The sequence below is a fragment of the Shigella sp. FC1967 genome (assembly GCF_001743005.1).
Lineage (GTDB): Bacteria > Pseudomonadota > Gammaproteobacteria > Enterobacterales > Enterobacteriaceae > Proteus.
In genome coordinates this window covers 1-16,790 of record NZ_MIIZ01000820.1, presented here as the reverse complement: position 1 = coordinate 16,790, position 16,790 = coordinate 1, and the positions used below count along the sequence as shown (strand labels likewise).

The following is a 16,790-nucleotide window of genomic DNA, read 5'->3' as shown; positions in this document are numbered from 1 at the left end:
TGACAAAAAAGCACTTTTTGTTAAAGGAAAAAAGCAATTATAAAACGAGGCTTTCCAGTAAAACTTATACATTTATTTAACAAGTTACTCGTAGTTATCCTAATGTGAGGTGATAATTTGTAGATATGGAAAAAGTAATTTGCTAGTATTCGTTCGATTTTTATCCAGTTAAACGAGGAGAAGCAATGCCCTCTCAATTGATGAGGACAAGTGCCGTCTTCGCTTTCTTGATTTCACTACTCTTTACTGGTGTAAGCTTTGCTTCAACCAGTACCGGCAGTTCCCAGATGCTGCAGGCGTATTCTTTCAAAAGCACGTCAACACCGTTGCCAGATTTGAAAAAATACCCTTCGGGAACACAGCGTAAGAAAGCGTTTTTAAATGTCATAGTTCCTATTATTGACAATGTTAATAATAAGATTTTGAGAGATCGTGAGTGGTTAACTGCTCAACGTAAAGCCCAGCACTGGGGTAGCGCAGATTTGAAAAAATTGCGTGAAATTTGTCAATACTATGGCGTTACATGTACCAGCCCGAAAAAAGTAAATTGGGATTCGTTATTAACTCGCGTTGACATTATTCCGACACACTTTGTCGCAACGCAAGCAGCAACGGAATCTGGCTGGGGAACATCGAAGTTGGCACAACAAAATAATAATCTATTCGGTATGCGATGTGGGAGTCAGTCTTGCAATAATATTCCAGGGAAAACCAAAGGCTATGCAGCCTACCCGGATATTGAAGGCTCAGTGATTGCTTATATGCGTAATCTCAATACGCACCGCGCCTATAATTCATTGCGCTCCTCACGAGCACAGCAAAGAATGACGCAGCAACAACTCGACTCTCGCCAGTTAATCACTGACTTGAAAGGTTACTCAGAATTGGGTTCAAGTTATAACGATTACCTGACCGAAATGTTCGACTCAAACAAAAAACTGATCACTCAAGTTCAGTTACAGTCGAAACAAGATAGTTAAGCTTTAACAAGCTTTCATCTGACAAAAAGCCACTTTTCTTTCTAGAGAAAAGTGGCTTTTATTTATCACAAGATAATCTTTTGATTGAAAGCCTGCTTAGAATTCATAATATATGGGGTAACACGTTTGGTATGACTTTTAAATCACACCCTTAGAGCCCTTTATGAATTTTTTTTTCATTCGAGTTTCTCGGAGCCTTTGTTAGTTTTTTTTATTCTATACTGGCTCTTTCAAAAGCACGTCAAGATCCAAAATATCCTACTGATTACAGTAAGTTATGCTTTTCTTTTTTATGCGGACTATCGTCCTGCGATAATCTTATTAAGTTATACGCTCTTTATTTATTTACTGGCGAATATATTAACTAAGTACACATCCTCTAAAGTCATATACTGGCTATTAGGACTACTCGTTGCGGTCTATTTTACTGCCTTTAAATATTATTCATTTTTCCAAGAAACACTGACACAAGCATTCCAGCAATGGGGACTCAGTATTGAGTTACCTCTTATTGAGTTGCTTGCGCCATTAGGGCTCTCTTTCTATATTTTCCATTCAGTCAGTTATGTCGTTTCTGTTTGCCGAAAAGAGATCCCTAAAGCGCCCTTTTTGGATGTCGTTCTTTACTTGTGCTTTTTCCCAAGCATTGTTGCAGGTCCGATTAATCGCGCGAAAGAGTTTCTCCCGCAAATTCAGGCACCGACACGTAAAATCATTGATTATAAAGGGGCGATAATGCTAATTGTTTTAGCTATCGCAAAACTCTTTTGGTTAAGTGGTTGGTTCTCAACAAACTATGTCGATCCGGTATTTAATGCCCCCGATTTAGCGCAAAGTGGACAAGTGCTAACAGCTGTTTATGCCTATGCATGGCATATCTATTTCAACTTCTCAGGTTACACCAATCTTGTTACTGGTATTGCCTTATTATTGGGCTTTGTTGTACCTCGTAACTTTAATGCGCCTTATTTAGCGATAAACTTAGCCGATTTCTGGCGTCGCTGGCACATTAGTTTATCTACCTTTATTCGTGATTACGTCTATATTCCTTTAGGGGGTAATCGTAAAGGTGTGATTCGACAGAACTTTAATGCCTTTGCCGCAATGGTAATTTCTGGATTATGGCACGGTGCAGCAATGACTTTTATTATTTGGGGAGCTATTCACGGGATTGGTGTGGTGTTATTGAATATTAAGCACCGCCTCTTTCCTGCGAAGAAAAATGCCCCTCCGAGTGCACTATCGTCATTAAATATGTTGTTGTCATGGATAATCACGTTCCACTTTGTTTGTTTTGCGTGGATCTTTTTCCGCAGTCAAACGGTGGGAGATGCTTTAGTCTTAATACAGCAACTCTTTAGTACAGGTGCTTGGGCATCATTACAAACAGAAGGCTTAACCCTCTTTATGTTCTGGGGACTTTTCTTACTTTATCCTTGCTTTGTGACATTAAAGGATATTGTGGCTCGTCTTGAGAAAAAAGTGCCGTGGTATGTTTATCCGCTACCACTTGCGTTGATCCTCACGATTATTTTCATGTTGTCTCCAGATGGGGTGCCAGGATTTATTTATGCCAGCTTTTGATTTCTGCTCAAACTTAAAAAAGACAGCAAAAGTTGCCTTAATGGTGCTATTTAGCACCCTCTTTCTGATTTGGCTGAACCAAACATCACTAGAGCGTTTTTGGCAACAACAATATCATCGCCCTGCACCTTGGTCTGGGCTTTCTCACTATTATGCTTGGCAAGTGGGTGGGCAACTACGTGATGGTGTCTTCATTGCGGTAGAAAGCTATGGTGATTATCTACGGGTTCACCACCCTGATAATCAAGCAAAACCCATCGTACAAAGCGCAGTGCCTGAGCAACTTCCTGAAGGCTTTGCTGTCGGTCTACACTTCTTTAACGGTTATACACGACCAGCATCACAATTAACACAACGCTTTCCTCAATTATTAGCGCGTAAGCAAGCAATGAGTGGGTTACCTTACCATTCGGTTACGGATGTATCGGATGCCGCATTAGAGGCTTTAAAACCGATTGTCCCCAAAACAGAAATTACCTTATCCCCAAAAGATAAAGTGTTATTTGCGGGCGATTCAATGATGCAAGGTGTTGCACCTTTACTTAAACGTCAACTACAAACGGATTACAACATCAGTAGCATCGATTTAAGTAAACAAAGTACAGGACTTGCCTATCCACGTTTTTTCAATTGGCCACAAACCATTGCGACACGTTTAGCCAGTGACGATGCCATTAAATTATTAGTGGTCTTTTTGGGTCCTAACGATCCTTGGGATATGCCGCCTGATGGCGGAGGACGTTACTTAAAATTTGCGAGTGAAGCATGGGAATCCGTCTACCGTACGCGTATTGCAAGCATTATAGAAAATGCCCGACAAAATAATGTCACGGTTATTTGGGTTGGACCACCGAATATGCGCAAGCAGAAGTTATCCGAAGGTATGGCATATCTTGATAAACTTTACCGTGAAGAAGCTGAGAAAATGGGTGAAATTTATCTATCCGTCAATGATATGTTTAAATACGAAAAAGATATTTATTCTGATTATATGGGTGATGGTAGCAGTCGTGTTAAGTTAAGAGCGGGTGATGGCATTCATTTTAGCTTAAAAGGTCAGCAAATTATTGCCCAACACGTATTCTCACGTATTCATCTTCAAGAAGAAATTAAAGAAGATAATGCAGTCGATGATGTAAAAGATAAAAACACGGTTATTGTAAATGAAACACTTAGCGCACATCCTTAAGCGTAAAACGTTAGTCAGTAGTTCAATCATACTGGCTTTAGTTTCACTCTTAGTTGCTTGTAACCAAGATACTGAAAAAACAGTCAAGCTACCTACACCAACAGTCTTACCCGCTGATGGTTCAAGACAGCTTTATAACTATCATGATCCTCACTTTGCGGATTTTGTTAAAAAATTACAGCAAGGTCGCCAAACTGTACATATTGTTCAGTTAGGAGATTCCCATACTGCGGCTGATTTTTTCAGTGGTAAGTTGCGTGAACGTTTTCAGACTGATTATGGTAATGGTGGTATTGGTTTTATTCCTCCGACAAATATCGCCGGTCAGCGTATTGCAAACGTACAATACCAGAGTGATAAAAAAGCATGGACACTGCTTTCAAGCAGAAAAGATAGCGATCCTGATTTCCCATTAGGGGGTTTTATTAGTGAACCTCAAGCAAAATGGGCAAAATTACAGTTATATGAAAATCCAGTCACTCAACAGCGCTATCAGTTACAAGCACTTTATAAAACGCCAACAACAGCGCAAGTGAATGTACAGTCATCGACAAGCAAAATACTGTCACTATCGCAAACGCAAGGTAAATGGCAGTTTTCAAACCCAACAGCCATAACATTCCCTGTTAACATTACCGTTAACAAAAACCAACCTGTTAAATTAGGCGGTTGGTTGATCACCAATCAACAGCCCGGCGTAATGCTTTCTTCATTAGGCATTAACGGTGCCACGATCAATATGATGGATAAATGGGGAGAACAGTGGACTGAAACGTTAGGGCAATTACATCCTGATATGGTGATTTTGGCTTATGGCACAAACGAAGCCTTTAATGATACCTTTGATTTAGTTGCCTACCGTCAACAGCTTACGGATAAAATTCGCCAAATTCGCCAGCAAGCGCCGAATAGTGCCATTTTATTAATTGGCCCTTCTGATTCAGTCAAAAATAAAGAAGCGCTTGATTGCCGTTCACAACAACCCCAATGGCTAAGTGATATTGTCAGAATTCAAAAAGAAGTCGCCCAACAAGAGAAAACCCTTTTCTGGGATTGGCGTAATTATATGGGTGGCGAATGCTCAATAAAAGTATGGGCATTGTATGATTTAGCAAGACCAGATGGTGTTCATCTTTCTCGCGAAGGTTACGAAAGCAGCGCCAATACACTTTATAGTCAATTGAACACGTTAATAAACAAAGGCTGATCCACGCTGTTCAACACACAAAAAAGGAGCTTATCGCTCCTTTTTGATTTTTATTTATCTAATTGAGTTAGTAAGTCACGGAGTTTAATAAAGCATCAATATATTTGATAACATCAACACTGGCTTGTTCCATTCCTTCTATATATTGCGTTACGGCTTCTTGATCACCATTTATATTGGCGCTTAATGCTAAGCGTCCACATTCATGGACTAATTTATGTGGCTCTTCTAAGCGACGAAAAGCCTCTGTACCTGCAAATTTCCGTCCATCACCTTGGTAATACCATTTCCCTAATCGACATTCAGTGTGCTGATTAACGCAGTGCTCATCATCTTTATTTAATAAATGGATATAAATAGCTTCTTTCCATAAAACATGATCGAGTTTGACGGTATTAAAAAATTGCTGCATCGAAATAAAGGTAAAAATATGTTTGAGCTCGCTTGCTTGCTCTGACAATGAGGTTAAATTTTGATGCCCTTCTTCAACTTGAATTTTTATTTGTTGAACCTGTTCTTGGTTTTTTTTCCGTGGTTTCTTTAACAGGAATAAAGCGAGCGCCTAAATTATTATTAATGCTAGCAATAGAAGAAGCTTGTTTCTGGATTTCTAATGATAACTTTTTCATTTCTTGGGCTAATACTGAAAATCCAGCACCTTCTCGTCCTATATGCCCTGCTTCAATCGCTGAATTTATTGATAAAAGATTCGCCTGACTGGAAAGCCTATCAATATTACTGGCGCTCTCTTTAATTTTTTTTTAGCCAACCAGAGAAATTTTCTATCTCTTCTCGATTATGCGTAAAATGCGTATCAACCTCATTCAAAAATTGAGTTAATAAGCGAGAATTATCTAACATTCTACTGAAGAGATGTTCCATCTCATCGAGTAAATTCAGCTTATCTTGTAGCTTATTACTTGATGCTAAAATCGAATCACGTATAAGCGTGATTGTATGAATATTACAATCCGTGTGTTTAATAAAAAGCGAATTATAGTCAACCATATATGATAGTCCTAAATGAGCCCACTTAATAAAGAAACCTATAGGTTAACGAAATGTGCAGCATTTTCTGTCATATTTGATAGTCATTTATAGCAATGAAAAAAAGCGCGTCAAAAGACGCGCTAATAATTGAAACACAAAGATTAGAGATCAAAGAAAAGAGAAGAAAATCATACCAATCACAGCACCTGTTGTACCAAGAATAGTTTCCATTAATGACCATGTTTTTAAGGTTTGTGCTTCTGTCGCACCCGTAAATTTACCAAACAACCAGAAACCTGAGTCATTAACATGGCTAAGAATAATAGAGCCCCCTGCAATACATACTGATAATGCCGCCATTTGAGCACCACTGTAACCTAACTCATTGATAACAGGTAAAACTAAACCAACGGTGGTTAAACAAGCAACCGTTGCTGAACCTTGAATAACACGTACTGCACCTGCCAGAATAAAACATGCGACGGCGATTGGCATACCTGCGCCAATTAACGCATTCCCTAATGCAGGGCCCACACCTGAATCGACTAAAACTTGCTTAAAGACACCACCAGCCCCTGTCACCAATAAAATGATCCCCGCAGGTTGGATGGCTGCAGAACAAATCTCCATTACTTTTTCTTTGCTCATTCCACGACGGATTGCCAAGCCGTAAATAGCCACTAAACAAGCGACAAGAATAGCAATAAAAGGATGACCAACAAATTCAAGGATATTGTACAGCGTTGAACCTTGCTCTACGAAACGCGCACCAATGGTTTTACATCCCACAAGAACTAAAGGTAATAACACAAGTGCAAGGCTGAAACCAAAAGAAGGCATTTTATTCTGACCTAAACTCGGTTCCGATAAATCTTTTGGTAATGCTAAGGTGACATAACGACTGATAAAGTTACCGAAGATTGGACCTGCTAATAACATGCCCGGAATAGCCGCACATAAGCCAATTAAGATCATCCAACCAAAATCTGCATTCATTTGATCAGCTAACAGCATCGGCGTGGGTCCCGGCAATAAGAAAGCTGCCGCACCGGCAACACCCGCAAAGAGAGGGATCGCCATTTTCACCACATTGCCGCCAGTACGGCGAGCAACGGCAAATACAACACCAATTAATAAGACAACAGCAACATCAAAAAACAGAGGTAAAGCACAAATTAAACCCGCAATACCTAATGCGTAGTTAGCACGTTTCTCACCAAAGTATTTTAATAATCGCACGGCAATTTGGTCTAATGCCCCTGTTTCGTGCAGGATTTTACCAAACATTGCACCTAGCGCGACAACGATAGAGAGGAAACCTAAAGTTCCTCCCATGCCGTTTTGCATAGTTTGTGTGATTTTCTCCAAAGGCATACCTGAGAAAATACCCGCGCCAATAGCAACAATCATTAATGCGATAAAAGCATGTAAACGTGCATACATAACAAAAAAGAGCAGTAATAAAACAGAGCCAACCGCCGTTAGCACCAATGTTAATGTACTCATACCGTTTCCCCTTCCAAAGTCCCTTGCGTGACTGAATTAATCTTATTAATTACACTTTCAATCACATCATCAAGTGGCATTGAAATATCAATTTCATACACATCGTTTTCAGCCTTTGTTGGCTCTTCTAAGGTTTCAAATTGAGTCACTAACATTTGAGGTTTAAAGAAGTGCCCTTTACGCGCTTTTAATCGACTTTCAATTAGCTGATAGTCACCTTTTAAATATAAAAAGTGCAGACATTGATTGCCCTCTCTTAATATATCGCGATATTGTTTTTTCAATGCAGAACAAACAATTAATGAAATATTATTGGTTCTTTGCATCGCAAACGCAGCATCATTTAATGCGTGTAGCCAAGGTTTACGATCTGCATCATTTAAAGCCTGGCCTGATGCCATTTTAGTAATGTTTGAGCGAGGGTGGAGAAAATCGCCATCCAAAAATGCTGCACCTGTACGTTGTGCAACACCACTTGCGACCGCAGATTTACCGCTGCCTGATACCCCCATTAAGATGAAAACATGGTGTAGGGATTGGGTATCGTTCATAGAATGCTCCTTTAAGGCAGATATTAAGTCTTTTTTTGTAATGTTACCCGTAACTGTTACGGGTAACATATCCGAAGTGGTAAGGTGAATACAACCACGAAGATCAACTAAGAAGTGAAAATGTGAGGTGACTCTCAAATGAAAGTAAGATGATCTACAAACTGACAACAAAACATCTGATCAACTTCTTTTTATTCACTGTAATATTGGACGTAATAACACGGAAAGAGAGAAGGTATCTCAATAAAAAACCCTATTGTTAATCATATAACAATAGGGTTAGTAAAATTATTAATTTAATTAATATCAATGAGTTATATATTTAAATGCTTTCACCCGTAATAATACGGAAACCAACATCAATCACTTGACCTCGCGCAATTTTACCTTTCATTCGTTTAAGCAATAAATCAGCGGCTTGTTGCCCCATTTCATCACGAGGGGTAAAGATACTTGCCAGACGAGGCGTCATCACTTGCCCCACATCATGTCCGTGGAAACCCGATATTGCAATATCCTCTGGCACGGCAATACCTAAACGCTGACATTCAAAAACAGCACCTATCGCAATATCATCATTAGTGCAATAAAGTCCATCTAAATCAGGATATTGCTTACGTGCAGCATGTAATAATTCAGCCCCTAATGAATAAGATGAGCTTTTTGGTGTCATCACATTACCGACAGGTAAACCCGCATTTTGCATTGCTTTTTCATAACCTTTTAAACGCATTAAGGTTCGTTCATCCTGTCTTGCGCCAAGGTAGATAACACGTTTGCATCCACGTTTGATCATCTCATTGACCATCTGTTCTGAAGCATCAACGTTATCTAATCCTACTGCCGAATCAAAACACGGCGAAACGCTGTCCATGATCTCCACCACAGGAATACCCGCCGTCTCTAGCATTTTCATTGTTTTTGGTGTGTGCGTTCTTTCAGCAAGAATAAGCCCATCGATATTATAAGAGAGTAATGAAAGCAGACGCTCTTCTTCTTTTTCAGCACGATATCCATAGTGCGCTAACATAGTTTGATAACCGTATTTATCGGTCACTGATTCAATGCCTCGAATAACTTCGGCAAACACTTGGTTAGTTAAAGAAGGTAGTAATACCCCAATCGCATGACTGGTCGAATTCGATAAAATATCAGGAGCGCGATTAGGAATATAATTAAGACTCTCTAATTCACGCGCAATTTTTTCTCGTAAAGCTTCCGAGACTTGTTCGGGGTTACGCAAAAAACGACTCACTGTCATTTTGGTAACACCAACTCGTGAAGCGACATCCTGTAATGAGGGGCGTTTTTTCTTCATTTTATATCGCAACTATCCAAAAACACTCGTATTAATACGCACTTTAATTTTCCAAGAACGCTGATTATAGCCCTAGGTTATACACTATTTCGAATAAAGTTTTTTAGATGTCTGCCTAGATTTGATTTTGACTGATGATCCCTTGACTTAAACCAAAGGAAAGATAGTATTCTTCGCTATATAATTAATGAAATAACGATATCAATCTAAAATAATAAATAGTGTGAACTTATGGCGATCCACAGACGACAATTTCTAACGTACCTCACAACCATTGCGACATTATCAGCACTTCCGAACACGGTAAGAGCAGCAATAACCTCACGCATTGCAGCACAATTTGGGCATATTCCCGCATCAACCACGATCCATCGCGTGATAAGTGCTGGACCTCCGACTGATCAATTGTTACTCGCATTAGCGCCTGAAAAACTATTGGGTTTCTCCTCACTTAATTTAGAAAAAAATCCTTTATTTTCAGATGAGCTGCGTAAATTACCCCGTTTAGGGCGCTTATCAGGACGAGGAAGTACACTCTCTTTAGAGGCTTTACTAGCGTTAGAACCCGATATCATTATTGATAGTGGTAATGTGGATGAAACCTATCGTTCATTAGCGAAACGTGTTTCTGATCAAACCGGTATACCCTATGTATTAATTGATGGCACATTAAAGGATAGTCCCGCTCAATTACGTCAAACGGGAGCTTTATTAGGTGTTGCAGAAAAAGCAGAAACATTAGCGCTCATTGCAGAGCAGTATCTTAATGATGCTACCTTGTTTGCTTCTACACAAAAAACAAGCCCACGTTTTTACCTTGCTCGCGGTGCAAAGGGGTTGCAAACGGGTGCAAGAAACTCCATCCATACTGAAGCCATTGAAACCTTAGGTTTTGAAAATGTGGTAGATATCCCTAATTTCAAGGGACTAACAGATGTTTCACCAGAACAACTATTAATGTGGGATCCTGAAATTATCATCACACAAGATGAAAATGCCTATCAGCAAATAATGCAACACCCTGTATGGAAAAGCATTCAAGCCGTTAAAAACCACCAAGTGCTGTTATTTAAAGGCTTGCCATTCGGTTGGCTAGATGGACCTCCAGGTATCAACCGTTTAATGGGAATGCGCCGCTTACAGAGCCATTTTGATGCTCGAATAGAAAATCAAGCCATTCAAGATCTACAAAATTACTTTATGCATTTTTACCATACACCATTAAGTAGTGAGCGATGCCAGCAATTGCTGAGGTATTCATGAGTCAATCAGCACGCATCATGCTTTTATTTATAGTATTCGCCATCGTTGCGTTAATTGCGCTCACCAGTGGTAAGTATTCACTTACATCTAATGAACTATGGACGCTGGTAAGTAATAAGTTGACGGGCAATACAGAGTATAACCGTACTGAAACGGTCTTTTGGCAAATAAGATTTCCTCGTGTTCTGGCAGCGATCTTAATAGGTGGTGGATTAGCAATTGCAGGGGCTGCTTATCAAGGTATGTTCCGAAATCCATTGGTATCACCAGATATTCTAGGCGTTTCGTCTGGTGCGGGTGTCGGAGCCGTCTTCGGTATTTTTCTTGGACAATCGATGTTGTCGATCCAACTTTTCGCCTTTGTGGGAGGATTAGCAACTGTTGCCCTCGTTTACTTTATTGCACGACTTGCGAAACAGCACGATCCCGTACTTTCACTTGTATTGGTCGGTATTGCCATTAGTGCATTATGTGGTTCGGCAATCTCATTAATGAAAATTCTTGCCGATCCTTATACTCAGTTACCTTCAATCACCTTTTGGCTTCTTGGCGGGCTTTCAACTATTACTGCCTCTGATTTGCGATCTGTGGCGCCTTTAATGTTAGTGGGCTTTATTCCGCTGATTTTACTGCGCTGGCGTATGAATATACTCAGTCTTTCCGATGAAGAAGCCAGAGCATTAGGTTTAAATGTCGAAATCACTCGACTTGTCTTTATTTTGTCAGCCACACTCATCACAGCAAGTGCCGTTTCTATCGCAGGTATTATTGGGTGGCTCGGCTTAATTGTTCCTCATATTGCAAGATTGTTAGTAGGCGCCAACTTCAGCCAACAACTCCCTGTTTCCTTACTTGTGGGAGCTATCATGTTGTTAATGACAGACACACTCGCGCGTACAATTGCCAATATTGAACTTCCATTGGGTATTTTAACGTCTGCCATTGGTGCGCCATTCTTCTTAATGTTATTACTCAGAACGAGGAAAGGCTCATGATCATTGCTAATGCAAAGCAGCTCGCTATTGGCTATAAAGGCAAAACCTTAATTAAAGATCTCTCATTTCACATTAAACAAGGGCAAATCATCTGCTTATTAGGTGCCAATGGCTGCGGCAAAACGACACTGATGCGAACGCTGTTAGGGCTAATACCTTGTATTGACGGTGAAATTAATATTGCGGGCAAAAACATAAGTAAGTGGTCACCAATAGAACTTGCTAAAATGGTAGCATATGTTCCTCAAGCTACACATATCCCCTTTTCATTCAATGTTATCGATATGGTCGTGATGGGACGAGGAGCGCATATTTCCTTTTTTTCTATGCCTAGCGCACAAGATAAAACCATGGCAATGGAAACCTTAGAAATGCTCTCGCTTTCTCATCTTGCTCACCGAACTTTTGATACTTTAAGTGGTGGTGAAAAACAGATGGTTTTAATTGCACGTGCACTGGTGCAACGACCTAAGTTGTTGATTATGGATGAGCCAGCCGCAAGCCTTGATTTTGGTAATCAAATCAAACTGCTTACCCAAGTTAACGCATTAAAAACACTGGGTATTAGTGTTTTTATGTCTACACATCATCCTCAGCACGCCGCCTCTTTGGCTGATGATGTCATTTTACTGACACCTCATACCCCTGTTTTGCAAAATAGTCCTGAAATTTTGCTGACACCCAATAATTTAGCGCACCTTTACGGTGTACAACCCACAGATATTCAGGCGCATTTTCACGCCTACTCGGATAATAACAATGAATATAGGCAAGAATATGAACACAATTGAAACCACGGATTTTGCTGAACTTTATAAAAATCACATGATACAGGCTGAAAGAACCAAGAAAGAGCCAGCACATTGGGACAAGCGAGCTGAAAAAATGGCAGAAACCTGTGCCAACCCTCGCGATCCTTATTTAATAAAATTTCGTGAAATGATGGATTTTACCGGTGCTGAAACCCTATTAGATGTGGGTTGTGGCCCTGGCTCTATCAGCATTCATGTAGCAGATAAATTCAAAAAAATCATTGGTATTGATTACAGTACAGGTATGTTAACTGTCGCTAAACGTAGAGCTAAACAAGCGGGTATTAACCACGCTGAATTTATCACTTGTGCATGGGAAGATAGTTGGGATGATCTTCCTCATTGTGATATCGTTGTTGCCTCACGCTCAACATTAGTGATGGATTTACAAGCTGCACTCTTAAAGCTTAATCGTCAAGCTAAACTACGCGTTTATACCACTCACACCGTTTCTCCAACCTTTGTTGATCAACGCATTATTCGCTTACTGGGTCGAAATGTTCCTACGCTTCCCACGTATATTTATGCTGTAAACATGCTGAACCAAATGGGTATTCACCCTAAAGTGGATTATATTCGTAGCCGTAACTGTCAGAGTAATTTCAATAGCCTTGAGCAATTTATCGAAGGCATCAACTTCTCCGTAGGACCTTTAAATAAAGACGAAATTGTCCGCTTAACTCATTACTATCATGAAAGCCTTGAAAAAGGTGTTTCACTGATTTCACCAACTCGTGATTGGGCGATGGTTTCTTGGGATGTCGTCCCTGAAAGTGAGCTAACCCTATGATTTATTATCCTGATGCCTTTCTTGATAACTTATTGATGGAAGATATCCAATATGGCGATCTCACTAGCCGAGCGCTCAATATTGGTGATCAACTCGGTACGATGACCTTTACACGCCGTGAAGCAGGCTGTGTCAGTGGGATCACGCTAGGTTGCCGTTTATTAGAAAAATTAGGGTTGGTCGTCACTGCACATCGGCAAGATGGTGATTTTGCTGATAAAGAGGATTGTTTAATCACGGCAGAAGGTCGTGCTGATGCGCTACACCAAGGCTGGAAAGTAGTACAAAACGTGCTGGAATGGAGTTGTGGCGTGAGTGATTATATGGCAAGAATGCTGGAAATCTATCATCGCTACCAACCTAAAGGGCAAATAGCGTGTACACGTAAAAATATCCCTAATACCAAACTACTGGCAACCCAAGCAGTACTTGCGGGCGGTGGGATTATTCATCGCCAAGGTTGTTCTGAAACTATCTTACTCTTTGCTAATCATCGTCGATTTTTAGCAGAGCCGGATAATTGGACGCAACATGTCAAGCAATTACGCCAAGCCGCACCTGAAAAATGTATTGTTGTAGAAGCTGACGATATTGAACAAGCGAGAGAAGCGCTAAAAGCACAACCTGATATTTTACAGCTAGATAAATTCTCTCTTAAAGATATTTCACAGTTACAACAAGAAGCGTCTCAAATTGCGCCTCATTGTCACTTATCGCTGGCAGGGGGCATTAACCTCAATACTATCGAGAAATATGCGCAAACGGGCATCACCTTAATGGTAACGTCTTCACCCTATTATGCCTCACCCACCGATATTAAAGTTCGGCTTTATCCCAAAATTAAATAAAAAAACAATACATTATAAGTAAGTGAGTATTTACATATTTTATCAATAATACACAAAATGAGTGCTAACACATTGTCAGTACTCATTTTATTCATTTATTTTGCACCATTCGTTATATAAAAATTTACATATAGATTAAAAATTGAGATTGGAATGATGAAATTAAAACCTCTATGCTACTGTTTATCTCTTGCTTTACTGCCAAGTATTGCAATCGCTGATACCACTTATGGTCAATCAACGCCTGATTTATTAACCGTTTGGAGTAGCCCTATTGCTGCCAATCCAGACGTGTTAACGCAAGCGCAGATGCTTGAACAAAATAAAGTGAATGCAGCACAAGCCATTGCAACCCTACCCGGTGTTGTGATGCAAAAATCAGGCAACCGTAATGAATACACCATTAAAGTGCGTGGTTTTGATAGCCGTCAAGTGCCTGTCTTCTTTGATGGTATTCCAACGTATGTTCCTTATGATGGCAACTTAGACTTAGCGCGTTTTACCACTAACGATCTAGCCAGTATTGAAGTAAACAAAGGTTATACCTCATTACTGCAAGGCCCTAACTTAATGGGAGGTGCAATTAATATCACTACGGCGACACCGAAAAAACCATTAGAAGGAAGCATTGCTTATTCTCAAGGTTTTGCTCGCGGCGCTGATTATGCACATAACATGAGTGCTCGTTTGGGTGCCCGCAATGATTTAGGCTTTATTCAAGTTAGTGGAAGTCAATTAAAACAACGCTTTACACCAATCCCCGGTGCTGATGAAAATAATGCAGTAGCAGGGACTCATGGGCGTCGGAATAATTCAGCGACGGATGATAAACGAGGGATGCTCAAAGTCGGTTGGACGCCACGCGCTTCTGACGAATATACCCTAACTTATGTAAAACAAAACGGTGAAAAAAATAGTCCACCATCAACATTAGGTAAAGGTAAATTTAAATATTGGGCATGGCCAGATTACAATAAAGAGAGCTATTACTATAGCGGTATCACTCAAATTACCGATGGTATTAATCTACAAAGCCGTGCATACCACGATAAATTCGAAAACACCCTCTATATGTATCCTAAAAAAGGTGGTATCCCTGACTATAGTCACTATGACGACTACAGCACGGGCGCTGCATTGCAATTAGGTATCGATACACGTGACAGTGACCAACTCTCTTTTGCCGCACATTGGAAAGATGATGTTCATCGCGCTCAAAAAGAGAAAGGCGGTGATTGGATGCGTTATAAAGACAGAACCTGGTCTTTAGCCACAGAATACCAATGGGTTGTCACCAATGATCTCGATTTAGTGAGTGCCATTAGCTATGACTGGCGTGACAGTATTGACACCGATAAAGGGGCTAATGACAACAAACAAACCGCTTTTAACTGGGAAATGATGGCTAAATATTCTTTAGCCAATGATGACTCAGTCCGCTTCTCTGTGTCTGATCGTAGTCGCTTCCCTACCCAAAAAGAGCGTTATACCACTGAAAAACCGAAAGATGGATCAAAAGGGATTATTAATCCTGATTTAGATCCTGAACGTGCATTATCTTTTGATTTAACCTACAAAGGACACATTACAGATAAATGGGGCTACCAAACTAGCATTTACTATAACCGTGTCAGTGATGCGATTATGGCACACACAGTTTATCGCGATGGTAACGCATTTTTCCAAAACCAAAATAGTGGACGCGTTAACTATATGGGTCTTGATTTAGGGACTAAAGGCAATGTGACAGATTGGTTAGAGCTTGGTTTAAACTACAGCTATATCCACAGTGATCCTAAACAAATCGAACATATTGAAGGCTTACCAAAACATAAAGCCTATATGTGGATGACGTTTATTCCAGTAGAACAAGTTCGCGTTACCATTATGGAAGAAGCACAAGGCTGGACTTATAACCGTATTGATGAAGATAACAAACTGGCAGGTTATGCTAAAACTGACCTTCGTTTAGATTACAATTTTGGTTATGGTGTTTCTGCTAATGCTTCAGTAAACAACCTGTTTGATAAATCTTATGAATACACACAAGGTTATATGGAAGATGGTCGCAATTATTGGTTAGGTGTTGAATATAAATTCTAATTTATCAATCATAAATTTAAGAGCTGATATTTTATTTTAATATCAGCTCTTTTTTGTCCTTAAAATAAATTTTATTGTCCATAATATTACTCAATATAAAAAATTAAAATCGCAAAAATCCTTTTGCCATTTCTAATAATGTATCCATAGTGCTACTCACTATTTTAACAAAATTATCATAGTTACTATTTGCCGTGCTATATTTTTTTGAAAGCTCATCAAGATTCGTATTGACCTGTTTTTCGACAGCATCCAATGTTTTTTTCAATAAATCAAATTCTGTTTGTAAAATATCATGAGGATCTTGAGGCATTGCTTTTAAATAGTTTATTAATTTATCCACTCCCGACAAATCGATATTCACATCAAAACCAAAAAGACAGATTAGGCTGAACAGATGATGAAAGATTTTGCCTTTCTGATGTTACACCTTTAATCTGATTTAATAATTTTAGTACTTCCAAAGAAGCATTCTCTGCTTCAACAACATTTTTATAATATATTTTCTCTCCATTAACCACTCTGGAATATCGACCATCACTCTCTTTTTTTGAAAGACATATCCATTTTAAGAATATTATTATCTGAATAATTTGCACTTATCATATTCAAGTTATTAAGTAATTTCTTAACGTCAATATTTATATATCCATC

At 39.5% G+C, this 16,790-nt stretch carries 16 protein-coding genes and 1 pseudogene; 10 read left to right on the top strand and 7 right to left on the bottom strand.

Annotation, left to right across the window (positions count from 1 at the left end; genetic code table 11):
- The first annotated feature begins 185 nt into the window (after nucleotides 1-185).
- The 4 genes and pseudogenes from BHE89_RS13755 (at nucleotide 186) to BHE89_RS13740 (ending at nucleotide 4,960) form a co-directional block, all read left to right on the top strand.
- Nucleotides 186-980, top strand: a complete 795-nt coding sequence (locus tag BHE89_RS13755) for a protein bax (protein WP_069366931.1) — start codon at nucleotides 186-188, stop codon at nucleotides 978-980.
- 167 nt (nucleotides 981-1,147) lie between these two features.
- Nucleotides 1,148-2,564 (top strand): annotated as a pseudogene (locus BHE89_RS13750) (MBOAT family O-acyltransferase).
- Nucleotides 2,551-3,753: an SGNH/GDSL hydrolase family protein gene (locus BHE89_RS13745; protein WP_069366933.1), complete on the top strand. Its 1,203-nt coding sequence runs from the start codon at nucleotides 2,551-2,553 to the stop codon at nucleotides 3,751-3,753. The pseudogene BHE89_RS13750 and the gene BHE89_RS13745 overlap by 14 nt, the downstream one beginning before the upstream one ends.
- Nucleotides 3,728-4,960, top strand: coding sequence for an SGNH/GDSL hydrolase family protein (locus BHE89_RS13740; RefSeq protein WP_069366934.1), 1,233 nt, complete (start codon nucleotides 3,728-3,730; stop codon nucleotides 4,958-4,960). Before BHE89_RS13745 ends, BHE89_RS13740 begins: the two co-directional genes overlap by 26 nt.
- A gap of 67 nt (nucleotides 4,961-5,027) precedes the next feature.
- Here the strand turns inward: BHE89_RS13740 and BHE89_RS25815 are convergent, their stop codons facing one another.
- From BHE89_RS25815 to gntR, 6 genes are all read right to left on the bottom strand, one after another.
- Nucleotides 5,028-5,420, bottom strand: coding sequence for a CZB domain-containing protein (locus tag BHE89_RS25815; RefSeq protein ID WP_286146140.1), 393 nt, complete (start codon nucleotides 5,418-5,420; stop codon nucleotides 5,028-5,030).
- A 25-nt stretch (nucleotides 5,421-5,445) separates the two neighbouring features.
- A complete protein-coding gene (locus tag BHE89_RS25810) occupies nucleotides 5,446-5,694 on the bottom strand; it encodes a methyl-accepting chemotaxis protein (protein WP_286146141.1) in 249 nt (82 codons plus the stop codon).
- Nucleotides 5,695-5,710: 16 nt separating this feature from the next.
- Entirely contained in the window at nucleotides 5,711-5,968 is a 258-nt protein-coding gene (locus tag BHE89_RS25805) for a hypothetical protein (protein WP_286146139.1), read from the bottom strand.
- A 150-nt stretch (nucleotides 5,969-6,118) separates the two neighbouring features.
- Nucleotides 6,119-7,456, bottom strand: a complete 1,338-nt coding sequence (gntU, locus tag BHE89_RS13730) for a gluconate transporter (RefSeq protein WP_069366936.1) — start codon at nucleotides 7,454-7,456, stop codon at nucleotides 6,119-6,121.
- Complete coding sequence (gntK, locus tag BHE89_RS13725) at nucleotides 7,453-8,007, bottom strand: gluconokinase (protein ID WP_069366937.1); 555 nt, start codon at nucleotides 8,005-8,007, stop codon at nucleotides 7,453-7,455. The genes gntU and gntK overlap by 4 nt, the downstream gene beginning before the upstream one ends.
- A 322-nt stretch (nucleotides 8,008-8,329) precedes the next feature.
- Nucleotides 8,330-9,325, bottom strand: a complete 996-nt coding sequence (gene gntR, locus BHE89_RS13720; RefSeq protein WP_069366938.1) for a gluconate operon transcriptional repressor GntR — start codon at nucleotides 9,323-9,325, stop codon at nucleotides 8,330-8,332.
- Nucleotides 9,326-9,556: 231 nt separating this feature from the next.
- Here gntR and BHE89_RS13715 point away from each other — a divergent pair, with 231 nt between their 5' ends.
- The 6 genes from BHE89_RS13715 to BHE89_RS13690 all read left to right on the top strand — a co-directional run bounded on the left by BHE89_RS13715 (nucleotide 9,557) and on the right by BHE89_RS13690 (nucleotide 16,136).
- The gene (locus BHE89_RS13715; protein WP_069366939.1) at nucleotides 9,557-10,588 is read left to right on the top strand and encodes an ABC transporter substrate-binding protein; all 1,032 of its coding nucleotides are present in this window, start codon (nucleotides 9,557-9,559) and stop codon (nucleotides 10,586-10,588) included.
- The gene (locus BHE89_RS13710; protein ID WP_069366940.1) at nucleotides 10,585-11,583 is read left to right on the top strand and encodes a FecCD family ABC transporter permease; all 999 of its coding nucleotides are present in this window, start codon (nucleotides 10,585-10,587) and stop codon (nucleotides 11,581-11,583) included. Before BHE89_RS13715 ends, BHE89_RS13710 begins: the two co-directional genes overlap by 4 nt.
- A complete protein-coding gene (locus BHE89_RS13705) occupies nucleotides 11,580-12,374 on the top strand; it encodes an ABC transporter ATP-binding protein (RefSeq protein WP_069366941.1) in 795 nt (264 codons plus the stop codon). The genes BHE89_RS13710 and BHE89_RS13705 overlap by 4 nt, the downstream gene beginning before the upstream one ends.
- Complete coding sequence (locus BHE89_RS13700) at nucleotides 12,361-13,185, top strand: class I SAM-dependent methyltransferase (RefSeq protein WP_069366942.1); 825 nt, start codon at nucleotides 12,361-12,363, stop codon at nucleotides 13,183-13,185. Before BHE89_RS13705 ends, BHE89_RS13700 begins: the two co-directional genes overlap by 14 nt.
- Nucleotides 13,182-14,033: a ModD protein gene (modD, locus tag BHE89_RS13695; protein ID WP_069366943.1), complete on the top strand. Its 852-nt coding sequence runs from the start codon at nucleotides 13,182-13,184 to the stop codon at nucleotides 14,031-14,033. The genes BHE89_RS13700 and modD overlap by 4 nt, the downstream gene beginning before the upstream one ends.
- A gap of 156 nt (nucleotides 14,034-14,189) precedes the next feature.
- The gene (locus BHE89_RS13690; RefSeq protein ID WP_069367024.1) at nucleotides 14,190-16,136 is read left to right on the top strand and encodes a TonB-dependent receptor plug domain-containing protein; all 1,947 of its coding nucleotides are present in this window, start codon (nucleotides 14,190-14,192) and stop codon (nucleotides 16,134-16,136) included.
- Between the two features lie 103 nt (nucleotides 16,137-16,239).
- On the opposite strand, the gene BHE89_RS13685 is transcribed toward BHE89_RS13690, so the two are convergent.
- Entirely contained in the window at nucleotides 16,240-16,500 is a 261-nt protein-coding gene (locus BHE89_RS13685; RefSeq protein ID WP_286146138.1) for an IpaD/SipD/SspD family type III secretion system needle tip protein, read from the bottom strand.
- Nucleotides 16,501-16,790 lie beyond the last annotated feature (290 nt).

Coding starts and splice junctions, on each gene's coding strand:
- BHE89_RS13705 (WP_069366941.1), top strand. CDS start 11,580: ATGATCATTGCTAATGCAAAGCAGCTCGCTATTGGCTATAAAGGCAAA.
- BHE89_RS13740 (WP_069366934.1), top strand. CDS start 3,728: ATGAAACACTTAGCGCACATCCTTAAGCGTAAAACGTTAGTCAGTAGT.
- gntK (WP_069366937.1), bottom strand. CDS start 8,007: ATGAACGATACCCAATCCCTACACCATGTTTTCATCTTAATGGGGGTA.
- BHE89_RS13715 (WP_069366939.1), top strand. CDS start 9,557: ATGGCGATCCACAGACGACAATTTCTAACGTACCTCACAACCATTGCG.
- BHE89_RS13690 (WP_069367024.1), top strand. CDS start 14,190: ATGAAATTAAAACCTCTATGCTACTGTTTATCTCTTGCTTTACTGCCA.
- modD (WP_069366943.1), top strand. CDS start 13,182: ATGATTTATTATCCTGATGCCTTTCTTGATAACTTATTGATGGAAGAT.
- BHE89_RS13755 (WP_069366931.1), top strand. CDS start 186: ATGCCCTCTCAATTGATGAGGACAAGTGCCGTCTTCGCTTTCTTGATT.
- BHE89_RS13700 (WP_069366942.1), top strand. CDS start 12,361: ATGAACACAATTGAAACCACGGATTTTGCTGAACTTTATAAAAATCAC.
- BHE89_RS13745 (WP_069366933.1), top strand. CDS start 2,551: ATGCCAGCTTTTGATTTCTGCTCAAACTTAAAAAAGACAGCAAAAGTT.
- gntR (WP_069366938.1), bottom strand. CDS start 9,325: ATGAAGAAAAAACGCCCCTCATTACAGGATGTCGCTTCACGAGTTGGT.
- gntU (WP_069366936.1), bottom strand. CDS start 7,456: ATGAGTACATTAACATTGGTGCTAACGGCGGTTGGCTCTGTTTTATTA.
- BHE89_RS25805 (WP_286146139.1), bottom strand. CDS start 5,968: ATGGTTGACTATAATTCGCTTTTTATTAAACACACGGATTGTAATATT.
- BHE89_RS13710 (WP_069366940.1), top strand. CDS start 10,585: ATGAGTCAATCAGCACGCATCATGCTTTTATTTATAGTATTCGCCATC.